Below are 19,602 nucleotides of genomic sequence, written 5' to 3' on the forward strand. Positions count from 1 at the left end.
GGTATCAGTCTGTGCCAGAGCGCCCTTTGTAGAGATACAGATTGTCGGGCTTGGTCGCGGCGTCTTCAGTATATCCCAGCGCCGTTCTGGGGTCGGATGCAGCGACGCCCGCAACGTCGCCTTTCTGCGGAATGCGCAGCGGGCCGAGCGTGTGCAGATAGGCATCCGCCCCGCTAGTACGGTCATAGACCGGGAACTCCGCCTCGCGGTCGCGGAAGCTTTTGAGAACCTGCCCCAGACCTTTCAGTCCGACCTCGCGTTGGCGGCGGACCTGATCAAGATCGATCTCAATAGGGAAGATATCCTCCTGTCCCGCAGACTGGTGCAGCACGGTGGCCGAGGGATCAACGACCAGTGAGCGGCCCACGCCCCCGGCGGCCAGCCCGTTCACGTCAAACACATAGCATTGGAACTGCGCAGCGGTCGCCTTGGCGATCGACAGCTCGGCCTCGCGGTCGGTTGTGCCGGTCAGAACCGGGTGCAGAAGAACCTCGACCCCTTGGCTGGTCAGGTGGCGGGTGGTTTCGGGGAACCAGATGTCGTAGCAGATCGACAGGCCAAACCGGCCCACATCCGGCACATCAAAGATGCAGAATTCGGTACCCGATGCGATGTTCTGTTCATAAGGTTTGAACGGGAACATCTTGGAGTATTTTGAGACGATCTCACCTTCGGGATTGATCACCACCGAGGTGTTGAAAATCCGTCCATCTTCGTGCTTTTCGAACATCGAACCGGGGATCAGCCAGATCCCATAACGCCGAGCGGCATCCTGAAAGCGCGACAGGTCGTCATTGGGAAAGGGCTGGGCAAACCGGTCGAGCGGACCATAAGGCGCCAGTTCGCTGAACAGGGCCATCTGGGTCCAAGGGAACCGCGCCATCATAATGTCGATCCGGTGCAGCATCGCGTCGACATTCGACTGCAACGCACCGACATGCATCTGGATTCCGGTTATCGCAAAAGGGGTCATATTTCGTTTCTTCTCGTTTTCTTGCCGATTGCGACCGCCGATTTGATCCGGCGTTCTTCATCGGAACATAAAACCGTGTGGTCACGCAAGCCTGCTGTCCTCAGGCTATGGTTTTCCGAGGCGACTGCCCTCATACTGCGGCTTCCTCGGCGGTATCTTCTGCCTGCGGTTCCACAAAATCGATGTCGTTGCGAACCCAGAAGAACCGGAATCCGCAACTGCGCAGCCATTTCTCAAGCCGATCAAGGCTGGACCACTCCCGCCGCAGTCCGCGCGTGGATTCGACCAGCGCCCATTGGCCATCGACCAGAAAGTATACAGTCCAGGTATTGGGATGCGCCGAGTGGTTGGCAAAGCCACCGCTGATCACCTCACGCGCCGTGCGAACGGCGACCGGATAGTCGCCGATGCGACCCTCAGCCGCGAGAATGGCCAGATCGTTTTGACGGATTGTGAATGTGGGAAGGGGGGCGTCGTTCATGCAGCCTCGATCTGCGCCGCGTCCAGCAGCGCTTTGCGCCGTTCACTGATATCCGCTGGCTTCAGGTTTTCGACGCGGGTCGCCAACGTCCAGACATGACCGAACGGATCGGCAATCGTGGCGCAGCGTTCGCCCCAATAGGTGTCCGCCGCCTCAGCGATCAGGCTGGCACCGCTTTCCAACGCGACTGCAAGGGCAGTGTCCACATCTTCGACATACATATGATGCCCAATCGGAGTGACTGTGCCCGGAATGGCGGGGCCGTGCGCACCCCATCCGGCGGTGACAAACAGCATCGAGTTGCCGATCTTGATCGAGGCAAAGCCGGGGGCCTCATCCGCATCATAGGCCTGTATCTTCGCATCAAAGGCGCTTTCGTAGAAAGTTAGCGCGGCATCAACGTCGGCGACGGCAAGCGATGCGGTGCAGGTGCGATAGCCACGTGGCAGAGTGGCAGGTTTCTTTTTCATTCCGGTACTCTCTGAATTGGGCGGCGGACACCCTGGATTATCTGCAGGAATTTCCCGCACTATGCATCATACTGTGGATCAAACCAGGAGATACTGCAACACTATGATGCATAGTGCTGAAATTTCTGCCGTGATGCTTAGAATGTAGGCGGAGTACAGGCGCTGATGACCCGGCAAACTTCGGGGCCGACCTGCCTGAACCGGTGCGGGGTGCGACTGTCGAAATAATAAGCATCGCCTGGTCCCAGTACCTTGCGCTTATCGCCCACGGTCACCTCCACCCGACCCGAGATGACAATACCGCCCTCTTCCGCCTCATGCCCGTACATCACGCGACCGGTGTCAGCCCCTAACTCGTAAGTTTCCTGCAAGATCATCATCGCGCGACCATGCAGGTTTGATCCTACCTGCCGCAGAGACAGCCCACCCTTTCCGATCTCAGTAAGTTCTTCCGAGGCGTAAAACACTGTCTGCTCAGGTTCGATTTCGAAGGAAAAGAAATCGGACATGCCAATCGGTATGCCTTGCAGAATACGCCGTAACGCACCAACCGATGGATTCATCTTGCCCGACTCGATCAGTGAGATGGTTGAGTTCGGCACATCCGACTTCTTGGCCAGCGCCCGCTGAGATAAGCCTGCACGCTCTCGCAAGGTTCGCAGGCGCAGTCCGAGGGTCAAATCCTCTTGGCTGGTGTTCTTCATGTTCAGTATCCGCAACACTTGATCCTGCCGCGACGGTAAATCAATGGCTTATGAATCACAAGAAACAGGCTTTCGCTTGCAGGCCCAGATACTACAGTCGCGCAGTCAAACATACGGGCACAGCGCCCGGAAACGGGAAAGGACGCAAGATGCTGAACGCTCAGATTGCTGAACGCCGGAATACCTCGATCGCGCAGGGCGTGGGAATGCAGACGCAAGTCTATGTGGACCGTGCCGTGAATTCCGAGGTCTGGGATGTCGAAGGCAAACGCTATATCGATTTCGCCGCAGGCATCGCCGTTGTGAACACCGGGCATTGCCACCCCAAGGTGATGGAGGCTGTTCAGAAACAGGCCGCAAACTTCACCCATACCTGCCATCAAGTTCTGCCTTATGAGAATTACATCCGTCTGGCCGAGCGCCTGAACGAGAAGGTGCCTGGCGACTTCACTAAGAAAACCGTCTTTGTCACTACAGGTGCCGAGGCGGTCGAGAATGCCGTCAAGATCGCGCGTGCTGCCACTGGCCGCCCGGCTGTAGTGGCCTTTGGCGGCGCTTTTCACGGCCGCACCTTCATGGGCATGTCGCTGACCGGCAAGGTTCAGCCATATAAAGCGGGCTTCGGCGCGATGATGCCCGATACCTATCACGTCCCGTTCCCGATCGATCTGCATGGCACCTCGACCGAAGATTCGCTGGGTGCTTTGACTAAACTGTTCAAGGCCGATCTTGATCCGGGCCGGGTGGCCGCGATCATCATCGAACCGGTTCAGGGCGAAGGTGGCTTCTACCCCGCTCCGGCTGAGTTGATGCGTGGTCTGCGCGCGCTTTGCGACGAACATGGCATCGTTCTGATTGCAGATGAGGTACAGACCGGCTTTGCCCGCACCGGCAACCTGTTCGCGATGGACGCTTATGACGTCTCTGCTGATATCACCACTATGGCCAAAGGTCTGGCCGGTGGTCTGCCGCTGGCCGCCGTCACCGGTCGTGCCGAGCTGATGGACGCCGCGCACCCGGGTGGTTTGGGCGGAACCTATGGCGGCAACCCGCTGGGGATCGCCGCCGCCCATGCTGTGATGGATGTGATCGAGGAAGAAGACCTGTGCACGCGCGCCAATGAGCTGGGCTCGCGCTTGAAACAGCGTCTGGAATCGATCCGTTCCCGCACGCCCGAGATCGTAGATATTCGTGGTCCGGGCCTCATGGTTGCGGCCGAGTTCAACACCACAGACGGCAGCGCCCCGAACCCCGATATGGCAAACGCCATACGGGTCGAGGCATTGAAGCGTGGATTGATCCTGCTGACATGTGGCGTATATGGAAACGTAATTCGTTTCCTCGCGCCGTTGACGGTGCAGGACGAAATCTTCGCCGAGGCTATGGATATCCTCGAAGCCTCGATCGACGCTGCCAAAGGAGCCTGAACATGCTGGATACCAAAGTGACCAAGCTGGAGCTGAAAGATCCCAGCCTTCTGGAACCCCGCGCCTATATCAACGGTGAATGGGTCGAAGGTGAGGCAACGTTCCCTGTCTACAACCCCGCGACTGGTGATCTGATCGCCAATGTGACAGATGTCAGCATCGAAGGCACAACACAGACCATCGATGCAGCTTACGCTGCGAAAAAGGAATGGGCTGCTCAGACTGGCAAGGAACGCGCCGCCATTCTGCGCAAATGGTTCGACCTGATGGTCGAAAACGCAGACGATCTGGCAACCATCCTGACCGCCGAGATGGGTAAACCCTGGCCCGAGGCGCGCGGTGAAATCCTATATGGCGCGTCCTTTATCGAGTGGTTCTCGGAAGAGGCCAAGCGTGTATACGGCGACGTCATCCCCGGCCACCAGCGCGACAAGCGCATCGTGGTGCTGAAGCAGCCCGTGGGCGTAGTGGGATCAATCACGCCTTGGAATTTCCCCAACGCGATGATCGCGCGCAAAGTTGGCCCGGCGCTGGCCGTGGGCTGTACTTTTGTGGCGCGCCCAGCGACGTTGACGCCGCTGTCGGCGACGGCGATGGCGGTTTTGGGTGAACGTGCGGGTATACCAGCGGGCGTGTTCAACGTGATCCCGGGCACAGACAGCTCGGGCGTTGGTAATGAGCTTTGCACCAATGACAAGGTCGCCAAGATCACCTTCACCGGCTCGACCCGTGTAGGACAGATCCTGATGCGTCAGGCGGCGGGCACCATCAAGAAGATGTCGCTGGAACTGGGCGGTAACGCACCATTCATCGTCTTTGACGATGCCGACGTGGATGCCGCCGTGGATGGCGCGATGATCGCGAAGTTCCGCAACAATGGCCAGACCTGCGTCTGTGCCAACCGCATCTATGTGCAGGCGGGCGTCTATGACGAGTTTGCTGCCAAGCTGGCCGAGAAGACAAAATCTTTGAATGTCGGCGACGGCTTTGGCGACGGCATCACCACAGGTCCCCTGATCAATCAGGCGGCGGTCGACAAAGTTGAAGAACATATCTCGGACGCGGTTTCCAAAGGGGCGACTGTAACGCTGGGTGGCAAACGCTCGGATCTGGGTGGGACATTCTTTGAACCCACCGTTCTGACTGGCGTAACCCGCGACATGGTTGTGGCAAAGGACGAAACCTTCGGCCCCGTCGCTCCGCTGTTCAAATTCGAGGAAGAAGACGACGTCGTCAGCATGGCCAATGACAGCGAGTTCGGCCTGGCCTCGTATTTCTACAGCCGCGATCTGGCGCGCGTCTGGCGTGTGGCCGAGGCGCTGGAATCGGGCATGGTGGGCATCAACACTGGCCTGATCTCGACCGAAGTCGCCCCGTTCGGCGGTGTCAAACAATCCGGTCTGGGCCGTGAGGGTTCGAAATACGGGATCGAGGATTTCCTTGAGATGAAGTATCTCTGCATGGGTGAAATTCAGTAAGCGCCTCGTGCCTTGAAAATTCAACGCACTCGCAGTCCGCTGCGGGTGCGTTTTTCGTTTCAGACCGATGCGTGCCCGCGCAGACGGAACACCAACGGCATCATCACCAATACCAGAGCCGCCGAGAAAAAGAACGGTGCGCCGGGCAGATAAGTGCCTTCGCCATCGACCGACGCCTGAAAGATGCCGGTCATCACCAAAGGCGACAGAACCGCAGCGACAGAAGACAGTGACGCGATGACTCCCTGCACCACGCCCTGCCGATCTTCGTCCGCCTGGTTCGAGGCCATAGCCGTGATCAAGGCAGGCACGAGGTCGGACAGCGCGGCAAGCAGAATAAAGATGACAAGGGCCGTAACCGTTACGGTAAACCCAAAGCCGATCATTCCGACCAATGCCGATACCATCCCCAGCAGCAGGGTTCGGTAATCGCCGATCCAGCGAATGAAGACCGGCATCAGTCCGGCTTGGACGAAGGCCAACAGCACGCCGTATGCGGCCAGCGACAGGCCGATATACAGCGTGGACCAGCCAAACACCTCTCGTATCCAGAAGGCCCAGAGGGTGGGGTAGACCATGTTGGCAAATTCAAAGATGAAAATGCACAGCAGCGGCACTGCCAGCCCCGGAAAGCGGAAGGAGTCAAAGATCGATTTGAACGGGTTCAGGTCGCGCTTGCCAAAGTGGCGGCGTTTTTCTGGTTTCAGGCTCTCGGGCAGGACGAAGACTCCGAACAGGGCGTTGGCGGCGGACAAGACCGCAGCAATCCAGAACGGCGCAGTAATGCTGATCCCGGCAGCGATGCCGCCGATGGCCGGGCCAAGCACAAACCCAATCCCGAAGGCCGCCCCGATCAGACCGAAATTCGCCGCCTTCTCGGTCGGTGATGATATGTCAGCAATGTAAGCCGTTGCGGTGATATAGGTCGCCCCCGCAAGCCCCGCGAGCGTTCGCCCCAGAAGAAGCAGCCAGAATGTTTCGGCCAGCGCCATGATCACATAATCCAGCGCCAACATGGTCAGCGCTGCGATCAGGATCGGCCTGCGGCCAACCGCATCCGAAATGCTGCCGACAATGGGTCCGCACAGGAACAGCGCCCCGGCATAGGCGGCCATCAGCAGCCCACCCCAAAAAGCTCCTTGTCCGGTGTTGCCCGCACCGACGCGATCCATCAGGTCGGGCATGATCGGGAACACGATGCCGATACCGATGGCATCAATCATCAGTGTGATCAGAATGAAGGTTATTGCGCGGCTTTTGAACATACCGCCCTATCGGACGAGTACGCTGTTAAAGCAAGAGAAAAGGGCTGCGTGGTACAATTGTCCAACAGCCCTTTTGCAGTTCGCCTTTATTGGCCTAGTGCCACGCCTTCGCGGCGCGGATCAGCCGCTCCGATCAGCTGGCCATCCTTGATCAGGACGGCGTGAAGCCCACTGTTAAGATCGACCTGTTTGACCTCATGACCTTTGGCGGTCAGAGCATCTGCGAATTCGGCAGCGGATGTTCCCTGCTCAAGATCCATCGCAGACCCGTTGCGATGCACGAAATGCCCGGTTTCGATGGCATCCTGCGGGTCCATTTCCCAATCCAGGATCGCAATGATCGTTTTGGCCACATAGTTGATAATGCGGCTACCGCCGGGCGAGCCGATCAGCAGATAGGGCTCACCATCCTTCATCACGATAGTTGGTGACATCGAACTGCGCGGGCGTTTGCCACCCTCAACGCGGTTGGCCACCAGACGGTCGCCATCCTTTGGTGCGCGGTCGAAATCGGTGAGTTCGTTGTTCAGCAGGAAACCCCGCACAAAAACCCGGCTGCCAAAGGCGGTCTCAATAGTGGTCGTCATCGACAGCGCGTTGCCGTACTGATCTCGGATCACGATATGGCTGGTGCCGGGACGACCCGGGTTTTGCGAGGGCGCGAACAGGGCGGTGTGATCACGTGGCGGCTCACCTGCCTGACGCTTCTCGCTGGCTGCAGCAGGGTCGATCATCTCCGAGCGCAGCTTTAGATAGTCCGCGTCCAGCAGACCCTTGACCGGTACATCGATAAAATCGCCGTCGGCCATGTAAAGCGCGCGGTCGGCATAGGCCAGCTTGGCGGCCTCGGCATAGAGATGCGCCATCTCGGCGTTCCACCCAGTGCCTTCGAGGTCGAAGTTGCTGAGTATCCCCAGAATCTGCCCGACGGTCAGGCCGCCGGAGGTTGGCGGACCCATTCCGCAGACATCGTAGCCGCGATAATCGGCGCAGACGGCGGGGCGGATTTTGACGCGGTAGTCGGCCAGATCCTCAAGCGTGATATTGTTTTCCACCTTGGATGTGGCATCCACTGCCGCCACGATATCTTCGGCGATGGGGCCGCTATAGAAGGCGCCTGCGCCCTGATCGGCCAGAATGCGCAAGGTTTCGGCAAACTCGGGGTTCCGTAGCAAGGTTCCAGCCTGCAGCGGCGTGTCATCTTCGTTGAAGAAATACGCTTTGCCCGCCGGGAACACACCGACTGAGCGCTCACGTTCAATCGTGCTTTGGATCGAGTTTGCCATGCGGGGCGAGACCTCGAACCCCTGCTCGGCCTGATCGATGGTAGACTGGAACAGCGAGGCCCAGTCTTTCTTGCCATAGAGGTTATGGGTCACTTCCATCAGGCGCAGAATGCCCGGAACGCCAACAGATTGTCCGCCTACAACAGCTTCGGGCCACGGCATCTTTTCACCGTCCGGTAACAGAAACCGTTCAGGCGTGGCTTTCGCAGGGGCTTTTTCACGCGCATCAAAGGTGGTCAGAGTTTTAGCCGACGCATCCCAATACAGCATGAACGCACCACCGCCGATGCCCGATGATTGCGGTTCAACCAGATTGAGCATCAGCTGCACGGCAATCATCGCATCTGCGGCTGTGCCACCTGCGGCCAGCACATCATATCCGGCTTTGGCAGCAATGGGATTGGCGGCCGAGACCATGAACTCGGTGCCAGTCACCGAGTTTTTGTCCTCCCAACCATAGCCATATTCCGGCGCAGGGTCCTGCGCATTGGCCGCGCAAGCGACAACACCCAACGCCAGAACGGCGCCGGTTTTCATGAATGTCTTCATCATAGAAATCTCCCGGTAAGGATCTGCGAGATTGGCTACTGAGTAACGAACTTCAAATGGCAGACTCTCAGCTTAAATCCGATCGATTTACCGCACAACATATACTGACGTGTGCGAATGCCTCACGACGCGCGCCGCATTCGGACCAAGCAAATAGTCTTTCAAGTCAGGCTTATGCGCGCCGATCACGATCAAGTCCGAGCCCGCGCCTTCCGCGGTTTTGAGAATCTCCTGATAGGCGCTGCCGGTGGCCACCACATGACGGACCTTGGCGTTGCGCTCTTCCCCCAGCGTGGCGGCACAGAGGGCGACAAGCTTTTCATGAGCCTCTTCAATCACCTTTTCGTGGTGGTGAGGCTCGAAGAAACTGCTGACGAAGCCTTCACCATAGTCGGGCGTCACTGTCACGACATCCAGCCGCGCGCCATCCATTTCGGCCAGCGCCGCCGCCCGTTCAAGGACGGCAACATCAAGATCGCCATTGCTGATATCCACGGCGCACAGAATTGCTTGGGTCATGCGGGTTCTCCCTGTTTTGCGGCGCGGGCGCGCTGGAGGAAGGCGACAAGACCCAACAGGATCAGCGCCGGGATAAAGATCAGCTCTTTCGCGGGCTGGCTTTGCGGGGCCTGAATGCTGGTGATGCGAACGGCATCGTCAGCATAATAGTCGAACATGTCCAGCTCATCCGCGACCGGCGTACCGAACATCGGCTCGTCGAGCTTGACCAGACCATCCTCTTCCAGCGTCATCAGGCCCAGAGCGTCAATGCGTGCTGTGCCGTCGGCCCCTTCCGGAATATCCAGAACCACGGTGGTTTCGGTCATGTTGCCGGTGTCAAAATCCGGGCCCGCGACCTCGATCCGCATGGTGCTACCTGGCGCGGCCTCACCCACGGCCTGCGTCAGCTGTGCCGGTTCGATCTGCGCAAAGGGCGGTGCGATGCGGTTCATGAAGAAATCCGGACGGAACAGCGCAAAGGCGATCAGGATCAGCGCGACGCTTTCATAGATGCGGTTCTTGGTCAGGAACCAGCCCATGGTGCCGGCAGTGAAGATCAGGATCGCGATGGTCGCAGAGACGGCCACAAGAATGCCCTGTACCCAACCCACATCGATTAGCAACAGGTCAGTGTTGAAGATGAACACGAAAGGCAGTGCCACGGTGCGCAAGCTGTAGAAGAAGGCGGTGAAACCGGTCTTAATCGCATCCCCACCAGAAACGGCGGCGGCTGCAAAGCTCGCCAGACCAACCGGCGGTGTCACATCAGCCATGATGCCGAAGTAGAACACGAACAAGTGCACCGCGATCAGCGGCACGATCAGCCCATCCTGCGCGCCCAATTCCACGACCACACCCGCCATCAGCGAGCTGACCACGATATAGTTCGCCGTGGTCGGCAAACCCATCCCGAGGATCAGGCTGAGCAGACCCACCAGCGCGAGCATGGCGATCAGGTTACCGCCTGACAGGAACTCGACCAGATCGGCCATCACTTGGCCCACGCCGGTCAGCGTCACGGTGCCCACGATCACACCCGCAGTGGCGGTGGCCAGCGCGATACCAATCATGTTGCGCGCGCCGTCGATCAGACCATTCCACAGGTCGACGACACCGGCCTTGAAGGCATTCGCTGTGTCACTTTCACCCCGGAAGATCGACTTGAGCGGTTTCTGCGTCAGCAGGATCACAAACAGCAGCGAGGTCGCCCAAAAGGCCGACAAGCCCGGTGATTTCTGTTCGATCATCAGGAAGTAGACCAGCACGATGATCGGTAGCAAGTAATGCAGACCGGCCTTGTAGATTTCGGCAATTACCGGCAGTTCAACCTCTTTGGCATTAGGATCGTCAGGCACCAAGTCCTCTACTCCGGAAGCCAGCCAAAGCAGGATCAGATAGGCCAAAACGATCAGCGCCGACAGGACCAGACCCGACGCATCGGGCATGAGCGCGATAATCGCTTTGATCGGGTACTGGATGCCATAGCACAGCCCGGCAAAGCCCACGAAGAACAGCGCCATTCCACCGATTGTGCGCCCCATCGAAACGACGCGGTCGCCCAGCGTCGGCATGTTCCGCTTCACCGCTTCAAGGTGTACAATGTAGACGAGCGCGATGTAAGAAATCGCAGCGGGCAGGAAGGCGTGGGTGATCACCTCAACGTATGAGATGCCCACATATTCCACCATCAGGAAGGCAGCAGCGCCCATCACCGGTGGCATGATCTGGCCGTTCACGGATGAGGCAACCTCGACCGAGCCCGCTTGTTCGCTGGAAAAGCCCACACGCTTCATCAGTGGGATTGTGAAGGTGCCGGTCGTGACAACGTTCGCGATGGATGACCCCGAGATCAGGCCTGTCGCTGCTGAACCAACAACCGCCGCTTTGGCCGGACCGCCGCGCAGGTGCCCCAGCGCGCCAAAGGCCATCTTGATGAAGTAATTGCCCGCGCCCGCCTTATCCAAAAGCGCGCCGAACAGCACGAACAGGAAGACGAACTTGGTCGACACGCCCAGCGCGATGCCAAAGACACCTTCGGACGTGATCCACATATGGCTCATCGCCTTTTGCAGGCTGGCACCTTTCCAGCGGATCACCTCGGGCACCCACTCGGAGGAACCAAAGAAGACGTAGGCCAGAAAGATCGTGGCGATGATCGCCATTGCCGGGCCAAGCGCGCGACGCGCGGCCTCGAACAACAACAGCAGGCCAACAAGAGCAAACCACTTGTCCGTGTCGTCTGCGAGACCGCCCGCATCGACGATCTTTTGATAGAAGAAATAACCATAAAGCGCCAGAAATGCGCCCACTATCCCCATGATCCAATCCTGAATCGGGATGTAGTTCCGCGGGCTGGATTTCAGCGCCGGATAGGCCGAAAAGGCCAGGAACATCGCAAAGGCCAGATGAATCTGGCGTGAGTTGTTCACTACACTGCCCGGCAGCAGATAATTCGATAGGGGAGAGGCCAGAACGACCTGAAACACCGACCACAAAACCGCAACGATCGCCAGAAACAGCCCGACATTACCCGCCGGATCACGCGCGCCTGCGTCTGATGAGGCAACCAGTTCCTGAAGCTCTTCTTCGGAAAGAGGGCGATTGCCCTGTGTGTCGGAACTCATGTTGGTATCTCCCTGTCCTTCGGCCTTGGTTTTTACGGCCGTCTTGTCTCCGGTTTAGCCCGGATATGAATCGGGGCGCCCCGAAAGGCGCCCCGTGTCAGGTCTGGTTACTGAATCCAGCCTTTTTCTTTGTAGTACTTCTCAGCGCCCGGATGCAGCGGTGCCGACAGGCCATCCGCAATCATTTCTTCCGGTTTCAGGTTGGCAAATGCCGGGTGCAGCTTTTTGAAGTCATCGAAGTTTTCGAAGACCGAGCTGACAACCGCGTAAACCGCGTCTTCCGACACCTCAGCCGAAGTCACGAAGGTTGCACCAACACCAAATGTCGAGGTGTCACCATCCGAACCGCGGTACATGCCACCTGGGATGGTTGCGGTACGGTAGAAGGAGTTGTCACCAACCAGCTTGTCAACCGCGTCGCCGCTGACGTTCACCAGAACCGAGTCACAGGCGGTGGTTGCTTCCTGGATCGAACCCGAAGGGTGACCCACGGTGTAAACCATCGCATCGATCTGGTTGTCACACAGAGCAGCGGATTGTTCAGCCGCTTTCAGCTCGGTCGCCAGTTCGAAATCATCGGTGGTCCAACCCATTTCGCCCAGCAGCACTTCCATGGTGCCGCGCTGACCGGAACCGGGGTTGCCGATGTTGACGCGCTTACCCTTCAGGTCTTCGAAATTCGAGATACCCGCGTCGGCACGCGCCACAACCGTGAACGGCTCTGGGTGTACCGAGAACACGGCACGCAGGTTCTCAAACGGGCCGGCTTCTTCGAATTTCGAGCTGCCGTTGAATGCGTGGTACTGCCAGTCCGACTGTGCCACCCCAAACTCAAGCTCGCCTTCGCGAATGGTGTTGATGTTGTAAACCGACCCCCCAGTCGACTCCACCGAACACCGGACCCCGTGCTCTTTCCGGCCCTTGTTGACCAGACGGCAGATCGCGCCACCCGTCGGGTAATAGACACCCGTAACGCCGCCAGTTCCGATCGTGATAAATTCTTCAGCATATGCCGCTGGTGCCATCAGGGCCGCCGCGGCAAATGCGGTGATTGAGGTTTTCTTGAACACTTTGACACTCCTGTTGTCAGTCTTTTTTGATCTGTGGGGTGCCTGAAACCTTTCAGAACACAACAGAAAAAATCGCACTGGAATCAGGCCCCCCGATGATAAAGAGGAAAGCGAAACCAAACAGCAGGTGTCTATACGGTAGATTACGTATAGGCTTGGATTCAGATATAGGGGAAAGAGGGTAACTGATCACATTCTGTGACTGTGATACCGACCCGTGCAGAAGGTCGTTTGGACAAGAATTGAACTACGCAGGGCAACAAGAAATACGCCAGGACCACACTGAGCCAGCCCGCAGGCGAAGATCGCTGCGCGCCACGCTTGCGCTGTGTTTGGGTGGGCTGCAGTTCATCGCCATCCTTTCGGTGATCCTGTCGACCTTTGTCAGCTCGGAGAACGCGCTGTTGCGGCAATCCCGAACATCGCTGAACGAAGTCAGTGTCAATGTCATCGGCCAAGTCAAAAGTTTTCTGAACCCCGCCCGGCAGGCCTTGGATGCAACTCGGCGACTTGCTGAAAATGACGTACTGGATATCAGCGATCCTGGCGTATTGGAAAGCCATTTTTTTCAGCAGCTACAGGTCGCGCCTCAACTCGCAGGGATGTATCTGGCCGATGCGACGGGCAGGTTTGTCTACGTCATGCGCGCGGAAGAGCCCGGACGTTATCGCACCAAGTTCGTTCCGCCATTCCTGCCCGGCACCGCGGAACATCCCGCCGATTTCCAATGGCGCAACGATCAGTTCACATTGCTGGAAACGGCCACTACCCAGACTGACACCTATGAGGCGCGCACCCGGCCTTGGTTCAGAATGGTGACCGAAGCCAAAGCACCGATCTGGACAGAGCCTTATATCTTCTTCACCACGCGCCAGCCGGGGATCACTTATAGTGTCCCCATATCGGACGATACCGGAGATATCCGTGCCATTTTGGGTGTCGATATCCAGATCGACGCCCTGTCGGGATTCCTGCTGGATATCTGGTCGGAACGACGCGGTGCCGCGCTGGTTCTGAACGAAAATGGCGCGGTGCTGGCGCATCCAACGCTGGTGCTGATCCGGCAGGAAGCACATATGGAAGCGCCCGAGCTGACGCGTGTGGACCAAATCGCAGACCCCATCGCGCAAAAGGCGTTCGGAGATGTCGTGCAAACCGGTCTGAGCGACACGGAAGGACCGGTTCATACCGATTTCCAGCTGAACGGTCAGGACTATGTGGCGATGCTGATCGAGGTGTCCGAGCCGGGGCTGCGTTGGTTGATCGGGCTTTATGCGGCCGAGGACAACTTTATCGGCGAGATCAAGAAGAACCGGACGCAAGGCGTCTGGATCGCGCTTGCCATTGCCATTCTGACCGGCGCAATCGGACTTGCCATGGCCGACCGGATCTATGCCCCTGTGCGGACCTTTGCCAGCCAGAGTCAGCAATTGCGCAGCGGAGAGATCACCACCGAAGAAGGCCTGCACAGCCCCTATCGCGAGCTGGAAGATACCGGCGCGGCTCTGACACAGGAAGTTCGGCAACGGCAACGGTTCGAGACCGCCTATGGCCGCACCTTCGATCTGGCCTCGCGCGGGATGGCGCAGATCTCGCCCGAAACGGGGCGGTTTCTGCGGACCAACGAACAGCTGTGCGATATCATGGGATATCAGCCGGATGAATTGGAGAGGATGACGCTGGCCGACATCCTGCCGGAAGATGAACAGCAGATCGCGGTCAAGTTCCGCGAAACCCTGCTGCAGGATTCCGAGTTCATTGCCGAAAACCAGTTTATCCGAAAAGACGGATCCCCCATCTGGTTGCGGGTCAATGCCATTCTGATCCGCGATGAAAGCGGGACCCCTGATCATGCGGTTGCCATTATCGACAACGTCAGCGATCGGAAGCAGGCCGAGGATGAAGTAAGCCGCCTCAGCCGCGATCTGTCCCATGTGGCACGGGTCAACCTGATGGGAGAAATGGCCTCAGGGCTGGCGCATGAGCTGAACCAACCGCTAAGCGCGATTTCCTATAATGTCGACGCCGCAAAGATCACGCTGGATGAAATCGGCGATCCCGATCCTGAGGTGATAGAAATCCTTTCGGATATCGACCGCCAGTCGCGCCGTGCGGGCGACATCATCCGCGCACTGCGTGATGTGGTGCGTAAGGATCGCGGACGTCAGACTCCGTTTGAACTGAACGGGTTGATCCGGCAAACCGTCAGCCTGATGGACGCCGAGGCGAAGTTACACGAGATCAAGCTGCTTTATGAAGAAACCGACCTTCCTCTTGTCATCGGAAACCGGACGCAGATCGCTCAGGTTCTGGTTAACCTGTTGCGCAACGCGATCGACGCCCTGGCCCTGGATCCGGATGGCAAGGGTAAAATCACCATCACTACAAAGACTAGCGATGAACTGGTCGAGGTGCGGGTTGAGGATAACGGGCCCGGGATTAGCGATGGTGTCACCTTGTTCAACTCGTTTGACACCCAGAAGACCGACGGGATGGGGCTGGGCCTGTCCATTTGTCGGACCATCGTCAAAGCCAATGACGGAGCCATTTGGTACGAGCCTACTGAGACGTCCGGGGCGCGCTTCTGTTTCACCCTGCAGCGCCGCGATCAGCCCAAGGAGGATCACGCATGACCTTTGAGCCGCTGGTCGTTTATATCGTCGATGACGATGAAGATGTGCGCGTCGCCTTATCTCGCTCGCTCAGCAAACGCGGACTAAGGGTCGAGCATTTTGCCGATGCGCAGACATTTCTGAATCAGGTGCATGAGGATGCAAAAGGTTGCCTGATCCTGGACTATGGCATGCCCGGGATGGACGGGCTGGAATTGCAGGAACATCTGAACCGGCGCGAGTCGACCATACCGGTCATTTTCATCTCGGGTCATGGCGGCATTCCGGAATCCGTGCGGGCCACCAAGGCGGGTGCAATTGATTTTCTGGAAAAACCCTTTGACCTGCAGGTGCTGATCGAACGGATACAGGCCGCGTTTGAAATAGGCGACCGTCTGCGCGCCGAGAAATCGCGACGTCAGATGCTTGCGGACAAGCGCAGACTTTTGACCGACCGCGAGGAGCAGGTCTTGCAACATATTCTGACCCACCCCGCGCGCACGTCGAGCAAAGAGATCGCAACCGCCTTGGGTATCAGCCCGCGCACGGTAGAAATACATCGCGGGCGCATCCAGCAGAAAGTCGGCGTGAAAACCACGATAGAGCTGTATGAACTGTTCGGGCAGATGCAATGATCGCAAGCCTGATGATGTATGCCCGCCCTCAGCTTGATGAGGCACATCTGCGATACTGGAACCTCATCCGTGACAATCTGAACCGCGCCGGGATCGAGAGCCCTGAGCATCTGTCGCAGGACGCCGAGGAATTCTCGGTCTGGCAGCACCCGGAACTGGTGCTGAGCCAGACTTGCGGCATGCCGTACCGGACATGGCTACACGATAAGGTCGCGTTGGTTGGCACGCCAGACTATGGTCTCGACGGGTGCCCGCCCGGCTATTACCGCAGTGCTCTGGTCGTGCGCGCCGATGATCCACGCACAAATCTGATGGCGTTTCGGGAAACGGTGTTCGCTTACAACCAGACATTTTCGCAATCTGGCTACGCCGCGCCTTATTGGCATCTTGAGCCGCATGGCTTCTGGTTCAAGCACCGTGTGCAAACCGAAGGTCACCTGAAGTCGGCGCATGCCGTTGCGGAAGGTCACGCAGATATCGCTGCCCTTGATGCGGTTTCTTGGCGATTGATGGCTGAGTATGAAGAGTTTGCCGCATCTCTGCGGGTTTTAGAGTGGACGGACCCGACGCCTAGCCTGCCATTGATCACTGCGGAGGGTAACGATCAGCAAGCGATTTTTACAGCGGTTGAACGGGCAATTGCGCAGTTGGATGATGCGGATCGTACTGCCTTGGGGATCAAAGGTCTCGTGAGGATTCCGGCCGAACGTTATCTGGACGTGCAAAACCCGCCGGGATCGGTTTAGTCGTCTTGTGTGCCGGTGTCGCCGACGACAGCCGATAGCACATAATGGCTTTGGTCGCCCTTGATCAAAATCGGTGGGCCGGGCTGTTTAAGCTGCGGAACGACGCTTTCAACGCCGAGACCGCGCGTTAGGTCTGTCGCGCGACTTCCTCCGTGACCGGCTCGGCCTTTCCCTCGATCATGTCCTCTTCGACCGGCTCTTCAGGTGACTCTTCAGCACTTTCTTCAGGTTCCTCTGCCTCTTCAGCCTCTGATTGATCCTCAAGCGCGCCAACGATCAGAGGCAGCATGTGCACACCCGTCGCACTAGCAATCTCGGGCGTCTGAGGCGTCTGCCAGCTGAGCGTATCGAAGCTGCCGCAGTTCTGGCACACCGGTCCCCATTCAGGCTGAATGTCGTGGCAATTGGTGCAGACCCATTGCGGCCCGCGCGGTGCGTTCAACGCCTTGGCCAGCCAACCCTGAACCACCGCGTCCGAGGCGCCCTCGCCCCGTTCAATCGCAGCCATCAGCGTGTAGGCCCGTGCATCCCCCTGCTTTTCGACAACATCACCCAGCGCGCGTCGCGCTTCGGGGAAGTCTTCGGCTACGATGTTCAGCTCGGCCAAAATCAGGCGTGTTTCCATATTATCTGAATGAATGCGGGTCAAAGCGGTGAACCGCTTGATCCGCTGTTCAGGTGTTTCGTCTGGCACAATCTCGGCAAAGGCATGGGCCAGATCGGGGTGAGGTTGTACTTCCCACGCCTTTTTCAGAATCTTGGTGGCTGCACGCGGTTTGCCCTTTTCGATATAGGCACGCGCGGCCATGGCGGCTGCTGGGACAAGATCGGGTGAAAGGCGGTTTGCCTCAATCGCATGTTCCTGCTGTTCGACCGTCGCCGTGTCGTCCAGCAGCACTTTGGCCTCGGACAAAGCCAGGACTGCGTCTCGCCGTTTGAACACGTCGCGCGGCAAGTACCCGGCCTTAAGCTTCGAGGTCAACGTGGACCGCGCACCGGCCCAATCCTGCGCTTTGGTCTGCAGGTTCAACAGCACATCCTGCGTTTCTTCGTGCCGGGGTTTGAGGGCCAGAGCCTTCTCGGCCAGCTTGCGCGCGGTGTCATCATCGCCTTCGGCCAGCTTTTGCTTCATGATCCCGCGCACACCGACAAATCGCGTGGCGTTGTTGGTGACCAGCTTCTTGTAAGTCTCGGACGCTTTCTTGGTATCGCCGGTCATCTCGGCTGCCTGCGCCACCAGCAAATTGGTCAGTTCCGGATTGTTCAGCAGCTTCTCGGCCTTATGAGCCTTGGTCATCGCCACGCGCCCCTCACCCGAGGCCAGCGCCATCAACCCGTCCGCCAGCGCCTGATATCCTCGCTTTTCCCGACTGCGATCGAAATAACGTGAAAGGGCGGTTTCATCACCGTTTAGGAATTTCAGCGTGGCGATCAGCAGCGTAAGCAGCTTGAAGAACAACCAGACCGCAAACACCAGCACGCCCAGCGCGATCACTGATTGCAGCGGGCCCAGTGTGTATTCGGTGCCTGCGACGGTGATCTGCACGCCGCCGGATGATTCCATCAAGAACCCAGCACCCATGGCCAGCAGGCCGATAATCGCAACAAAAACAAGGATCTTTAACAATGACCACAGCATGGCAGGTCCTTCAGTTCGAGTTCAGGCTTGAAGCAAGCGTATTTGCGGCCTCGACGGCAGAGGCCCGTGTCTGCGCCGCCTGCTCCCAATCCGCCAATGCGGTCTGCGCCGCTTCGGGCAAGGATTTCAGTTCGGTCAACGCCTTAGTGACATCACCATCCGCCAACGCCGCTTGAGCGCGTGACAAGACCGCGTCCGGATCGTCGCCCTCTTGCGGGGTCACCGACCGCGCGCCTGTCTGGCGCTGCAAGAAAGCAACCAAGCCGGTGCCTTTATCGGCATCACGGGCATCCGCCAGTGCGGCGCGGGCTGCGGGGGCAAATGAGCTGCGCAGCGCCGAAAGCGTCTCAACTCCGTCCTTCGAAGATGCAGCCAAGGCATCGGGTACATCGACACCACCGGCTTTCAGTTCAGAGACCAAATCTTCATAGGGTTGACCGGCATCCAATTGACCATGCAAACGCGACAGGATGGCAGCGTTGGTCGCCGCGCGCGCTTCGGCCGAAGCTTTAGCCTCTAAAGCCTGCGCGTCTGAGACCATCTTTTCCACTTCGCTACGCTGAGCGGCCAGAGAATCCTGTAGTTTCTTCAATTCTGCCTCGAACGCGGCTGTGGCCTCGGGCGAGACATTTGCTTCAAGCGGCTGCTTCTCAAGCGCGGTCAGGCGTTCGTCAAGCGGGTCGACCTTACCGGTCAGGCCATCAACACTGCTCTTCACGGCAGTCAGATCGCTTTCGACCGGAGCAAGCTTATCCGACAACGCCTTGATCTGATCTGACAAGCCCGAGACATCGGGGCCTTCAGCAAGAGTTTTTGTCAGTTGGGCAATCTGATCGGATTGTTCCGCCAGCTTCGACTCGAGCGCGGAAATTGCGTCCGAGCTATCTGCTCCTTGAGACAATAACCCGCTGTTGCCTACAGCAAATCCGAGGCCTGCAGCAATAACCCCGCCCAACAAAGCCGGAACAAACCCACCGCGTTTTTCGACTGTGCGTTCGATCACCTTTTCTTCGGTCGGCTCGGCCCTGTTCAGGGCTTCGGCTTCGGCTTCGGCTTCGGCTTCGGCTTCGGCTTCGGCTTCGGCTTCGGCTTCGGCTTCGGCTTCGGCTTCGGCTTCGGCTTCGGCTTCGGCTTCGGCTTCG

At 58.3% G+C, this 19,602-nt stretch carries 16 protein-coding genes; 5 read left to right on the forward strand and 11 right to left on the reverse strand.

Annotation, left to right across the window (positions count from 1 at the left end; all coding sequences use genetic code 11):
- Positions 1–4 precede the first annotated feature (4 nt).
- The 4 genes from ACR0NE_RS19850 to ACR0NE_RS19865 form a co-directional block, all read right to left on the reverse strand.
- Complete coding sequence (locus ACR0NE_RS19850; protein ID WP_170594989.1) at positions 5–973, reverse strand: carbon-nitrogen hydrolase family protein; 969 nt, start codon at positions 971–973, stop codon at positions 5–7.
- Positions 974–1,103: 130 nt separating this feature from the next.
- Positions 1,104–1,454, reverse strand: coding sequence for a hypothetical protein (locus ACR0NE_RS19855; protein ID WP_170397963.1), 351 nt, complete (start codon positions 1,452–1,454; stop codon positions 1,104–1,106).
- A complete protein-coding gene (locus ACR0NE_RS19860) occupies positions 1,451–1,924 on the reverse strand; it encodes a VOC family protein (RefSeq protein ID WP_170397960.1) in 474 nt (157 codons plus the stop codon). The genes ACR0NE_RS19855 and ACR0NE_RS19860 overlap by 4 nt, the downstream gene beginning before the upstream one ends.
- Positions 1,925–2,061: 137 nt before the next feature.
- On the reverse strand, positions 2,062–2,628 hold the full coding sequence (locus ACR0NE_RS19865) for a cupin domain-containing protein (protein ID WP_170425413.1): 567 nt from the start codon (positions 2,626–2,628) through the stop codon (positions 2,062–2,064).
- A gap of 149 nt (positions 2,629–2,777) precedes the next feature.
- Here ACR0NE_RS19865 and ACR0NE_RS19870 point away from each other — a divergent pair, with 149 nt between their 5' ends.
- Both ACR0NE_RS19870 and ACR0NE_RS19875 read left to right on the forward strand, forming a co-directional pair.
- On the forward strand, positions 2,778–4,055 hold the full coding sequence (locus ACR0NE_RS19870) for a 4-aminobutyrate--2-oxoglutarate transaminase (RefSeq protein WP_170397954.1): 1,278 nt from the start codon (positions 2,778–2,780) through the stop codon (positions 4,053–4,055).
- A gap of 2 nt (positions 4,056–4,057) precedes the next feature.
- Positions 4,058–5,533, forward strand: a complete 1,476-nt coding sequence (locus tag ACR0NE_RS19875) for an NAD-dependent succinate-semialdehyde dehydrogenase (protein ID WP_170609187.1) — start codon at positions 4,058–4,060, stop codon at positions 5,531–5,533.
- Between the two features lie 59 nt (positions 5,534–5,592).
- On the opposite strand, the gene ACR0NE_RS19880 is transcribed toward ACR0NE_RS19875, so the two are convergent.
- The 5 genes from ACR0NE_RS19880 to ACR0NE_RS19900 form a co-directional block, all read right to left on the reverse strand.
- Positions 5,593–6,798, reverse strand: a complete 1,206-nt coding sequence (locus ACR0NE_RS19880) for an MFS transporter (protein ID WP_170594986.1) — start codon at positions 6,796–6,798, stop codon at positions 5,593–5,595.
- Between the two features lie 86 nt (positions 6,799–6,884).
- The gene (gene ggt, locus ACR0NE_RS19885; RefSeq protein ID WP_170594983.1) at positions 6,885–8,636 is read right to left on the reverse strand and encodes a gamma-glutamyltransferase; all 1,752 of its coding nucleotides are present in this window, start codon (positions 8,634–8,636) and stop codon (positions 6,885–6,887) included.
- 84 nt (positions 8,637–8,720) lie between these two features.
- Positions 8,721–9,152 carry a universal stress protein gene (locus tag ACR0NE_RS19890; RefSeq protein WP_170397943.1) on the reverse strand — a complete coding sequence of 144 codons (432 nt, stop codon included), beginning with the start codon at positions 9,150–9,152 and terminating at the stop codon, positions 8,721–8,723.
- Positions 9,149–11,758, reverse strand: a complete 2,610-nt coding sequence (locus ACR0NE_RS19895; RefSeq protein ID WP_170594980.1) for a TRAP transporter permease — start codon at positions 11,756–11,758, stop codon at positions 9,149–9,151. The genes ACR0NE_RS19890 and ACR0NE_RS19895 overlap by 4 nt, the downstream gene beginning before the upstream one ends.
- Positions 11,759–11,865: 107 nt before the next feature.
- Complete coding sequence (locus ACR0NE_RS19900) at positions 11,866–12,828, reverse strand: TAXI family TRAP transporter solute-binding subunit (protein ID WP_170594977.1); 963 nt, start codon at positions 12,826–12,828, stop codon at positions 11,866–11,868.
- 242 nt (positions 12,829–13,070) lie between these two features.
- Between ACR0NE_RS19900 and ACR0NE_RS19905 the strand changes: the two genes are divergently transcribed.
- The 3 genes from ACR0NE_RS19905 to ACR0NE_RS19915 are packed head-to-tail and all read left to right on the forward strand — an operon-like array spanning position 13,071 to position 16,821.
- Positions 13,071–15,461, forward strand: a complete 2,391-nt coding sequence (locus tag ACR0NE_RS19905) for an ATP-binding protein (protein WP_170594975.1) — start codon at positions 13,071–13,073, stop codon at positions 15,459–15,461.
- Positions 15,458–16,075 carry a response regulator transcription factor gene (locus ACR0NE_RS19910; RefSeq protein WP_170397932.1) on the forward strand — a complete coding sequence of 206 codons (618 nt, stop codon included), beginning with the start codon at positions 15,458–15,460 and terminating at the stop codon, positions 16,073–16,075. The genes ACR0NE_RS19905 and ACR0NE_RS19910 overlap by 4 nt, the downstream gene beginning before the upstream one ends.
- Entirely contained in the window at positions 16,072–16,821 is a 750-nt protein-coding gene (locus tag ACR0NE_RS19915) for a PhnD/SsuA/transferrin family substrate-binding protein (RefSeq protein WP_170594972.1), read from the forward strand. Before ACR0NE_RS19910 ends, ACR0NE_RS19915 begins: the two co-directional genes overlap by 4 nt.
- 127 nt (positions 16,822–16,948) lie before the next feature.
- Here ACR0NE_RS19915 and ACR0NE_RS19920 read toward each other — a convergent pair whose 3' ends face one another.
- Both ACR0NE_RS19920 and ACR0NE_RS19925 read right to left on the reverse strand, forming a co-directional pair.
- Positions 16,949–18,460: a heme biosynthesis HemY N-terminal domain-containing protein gene (locus tag ACR0NE_RS19920; protein ID WP_170594969.1), complete on the reverse strand. Its 1,512-nt coding sequence runs from the start codon at positions 18,458–18,460 to the stop codon at positions 16,949–16,951.
- Between the two features lie 10 nt (positions 18,461–18,470).
- Positions 18,471–19,602: COG4223 family protein (locus ACR0NE_RS19925; RefSeq protein ID WP_480780091.1), on the reverse strand; the 1,132-nt coding region annotated here is incomplete at its 5' end.

It is taken from the genome of Ruegeria sp. C9 (assembly GCF_056537585.1).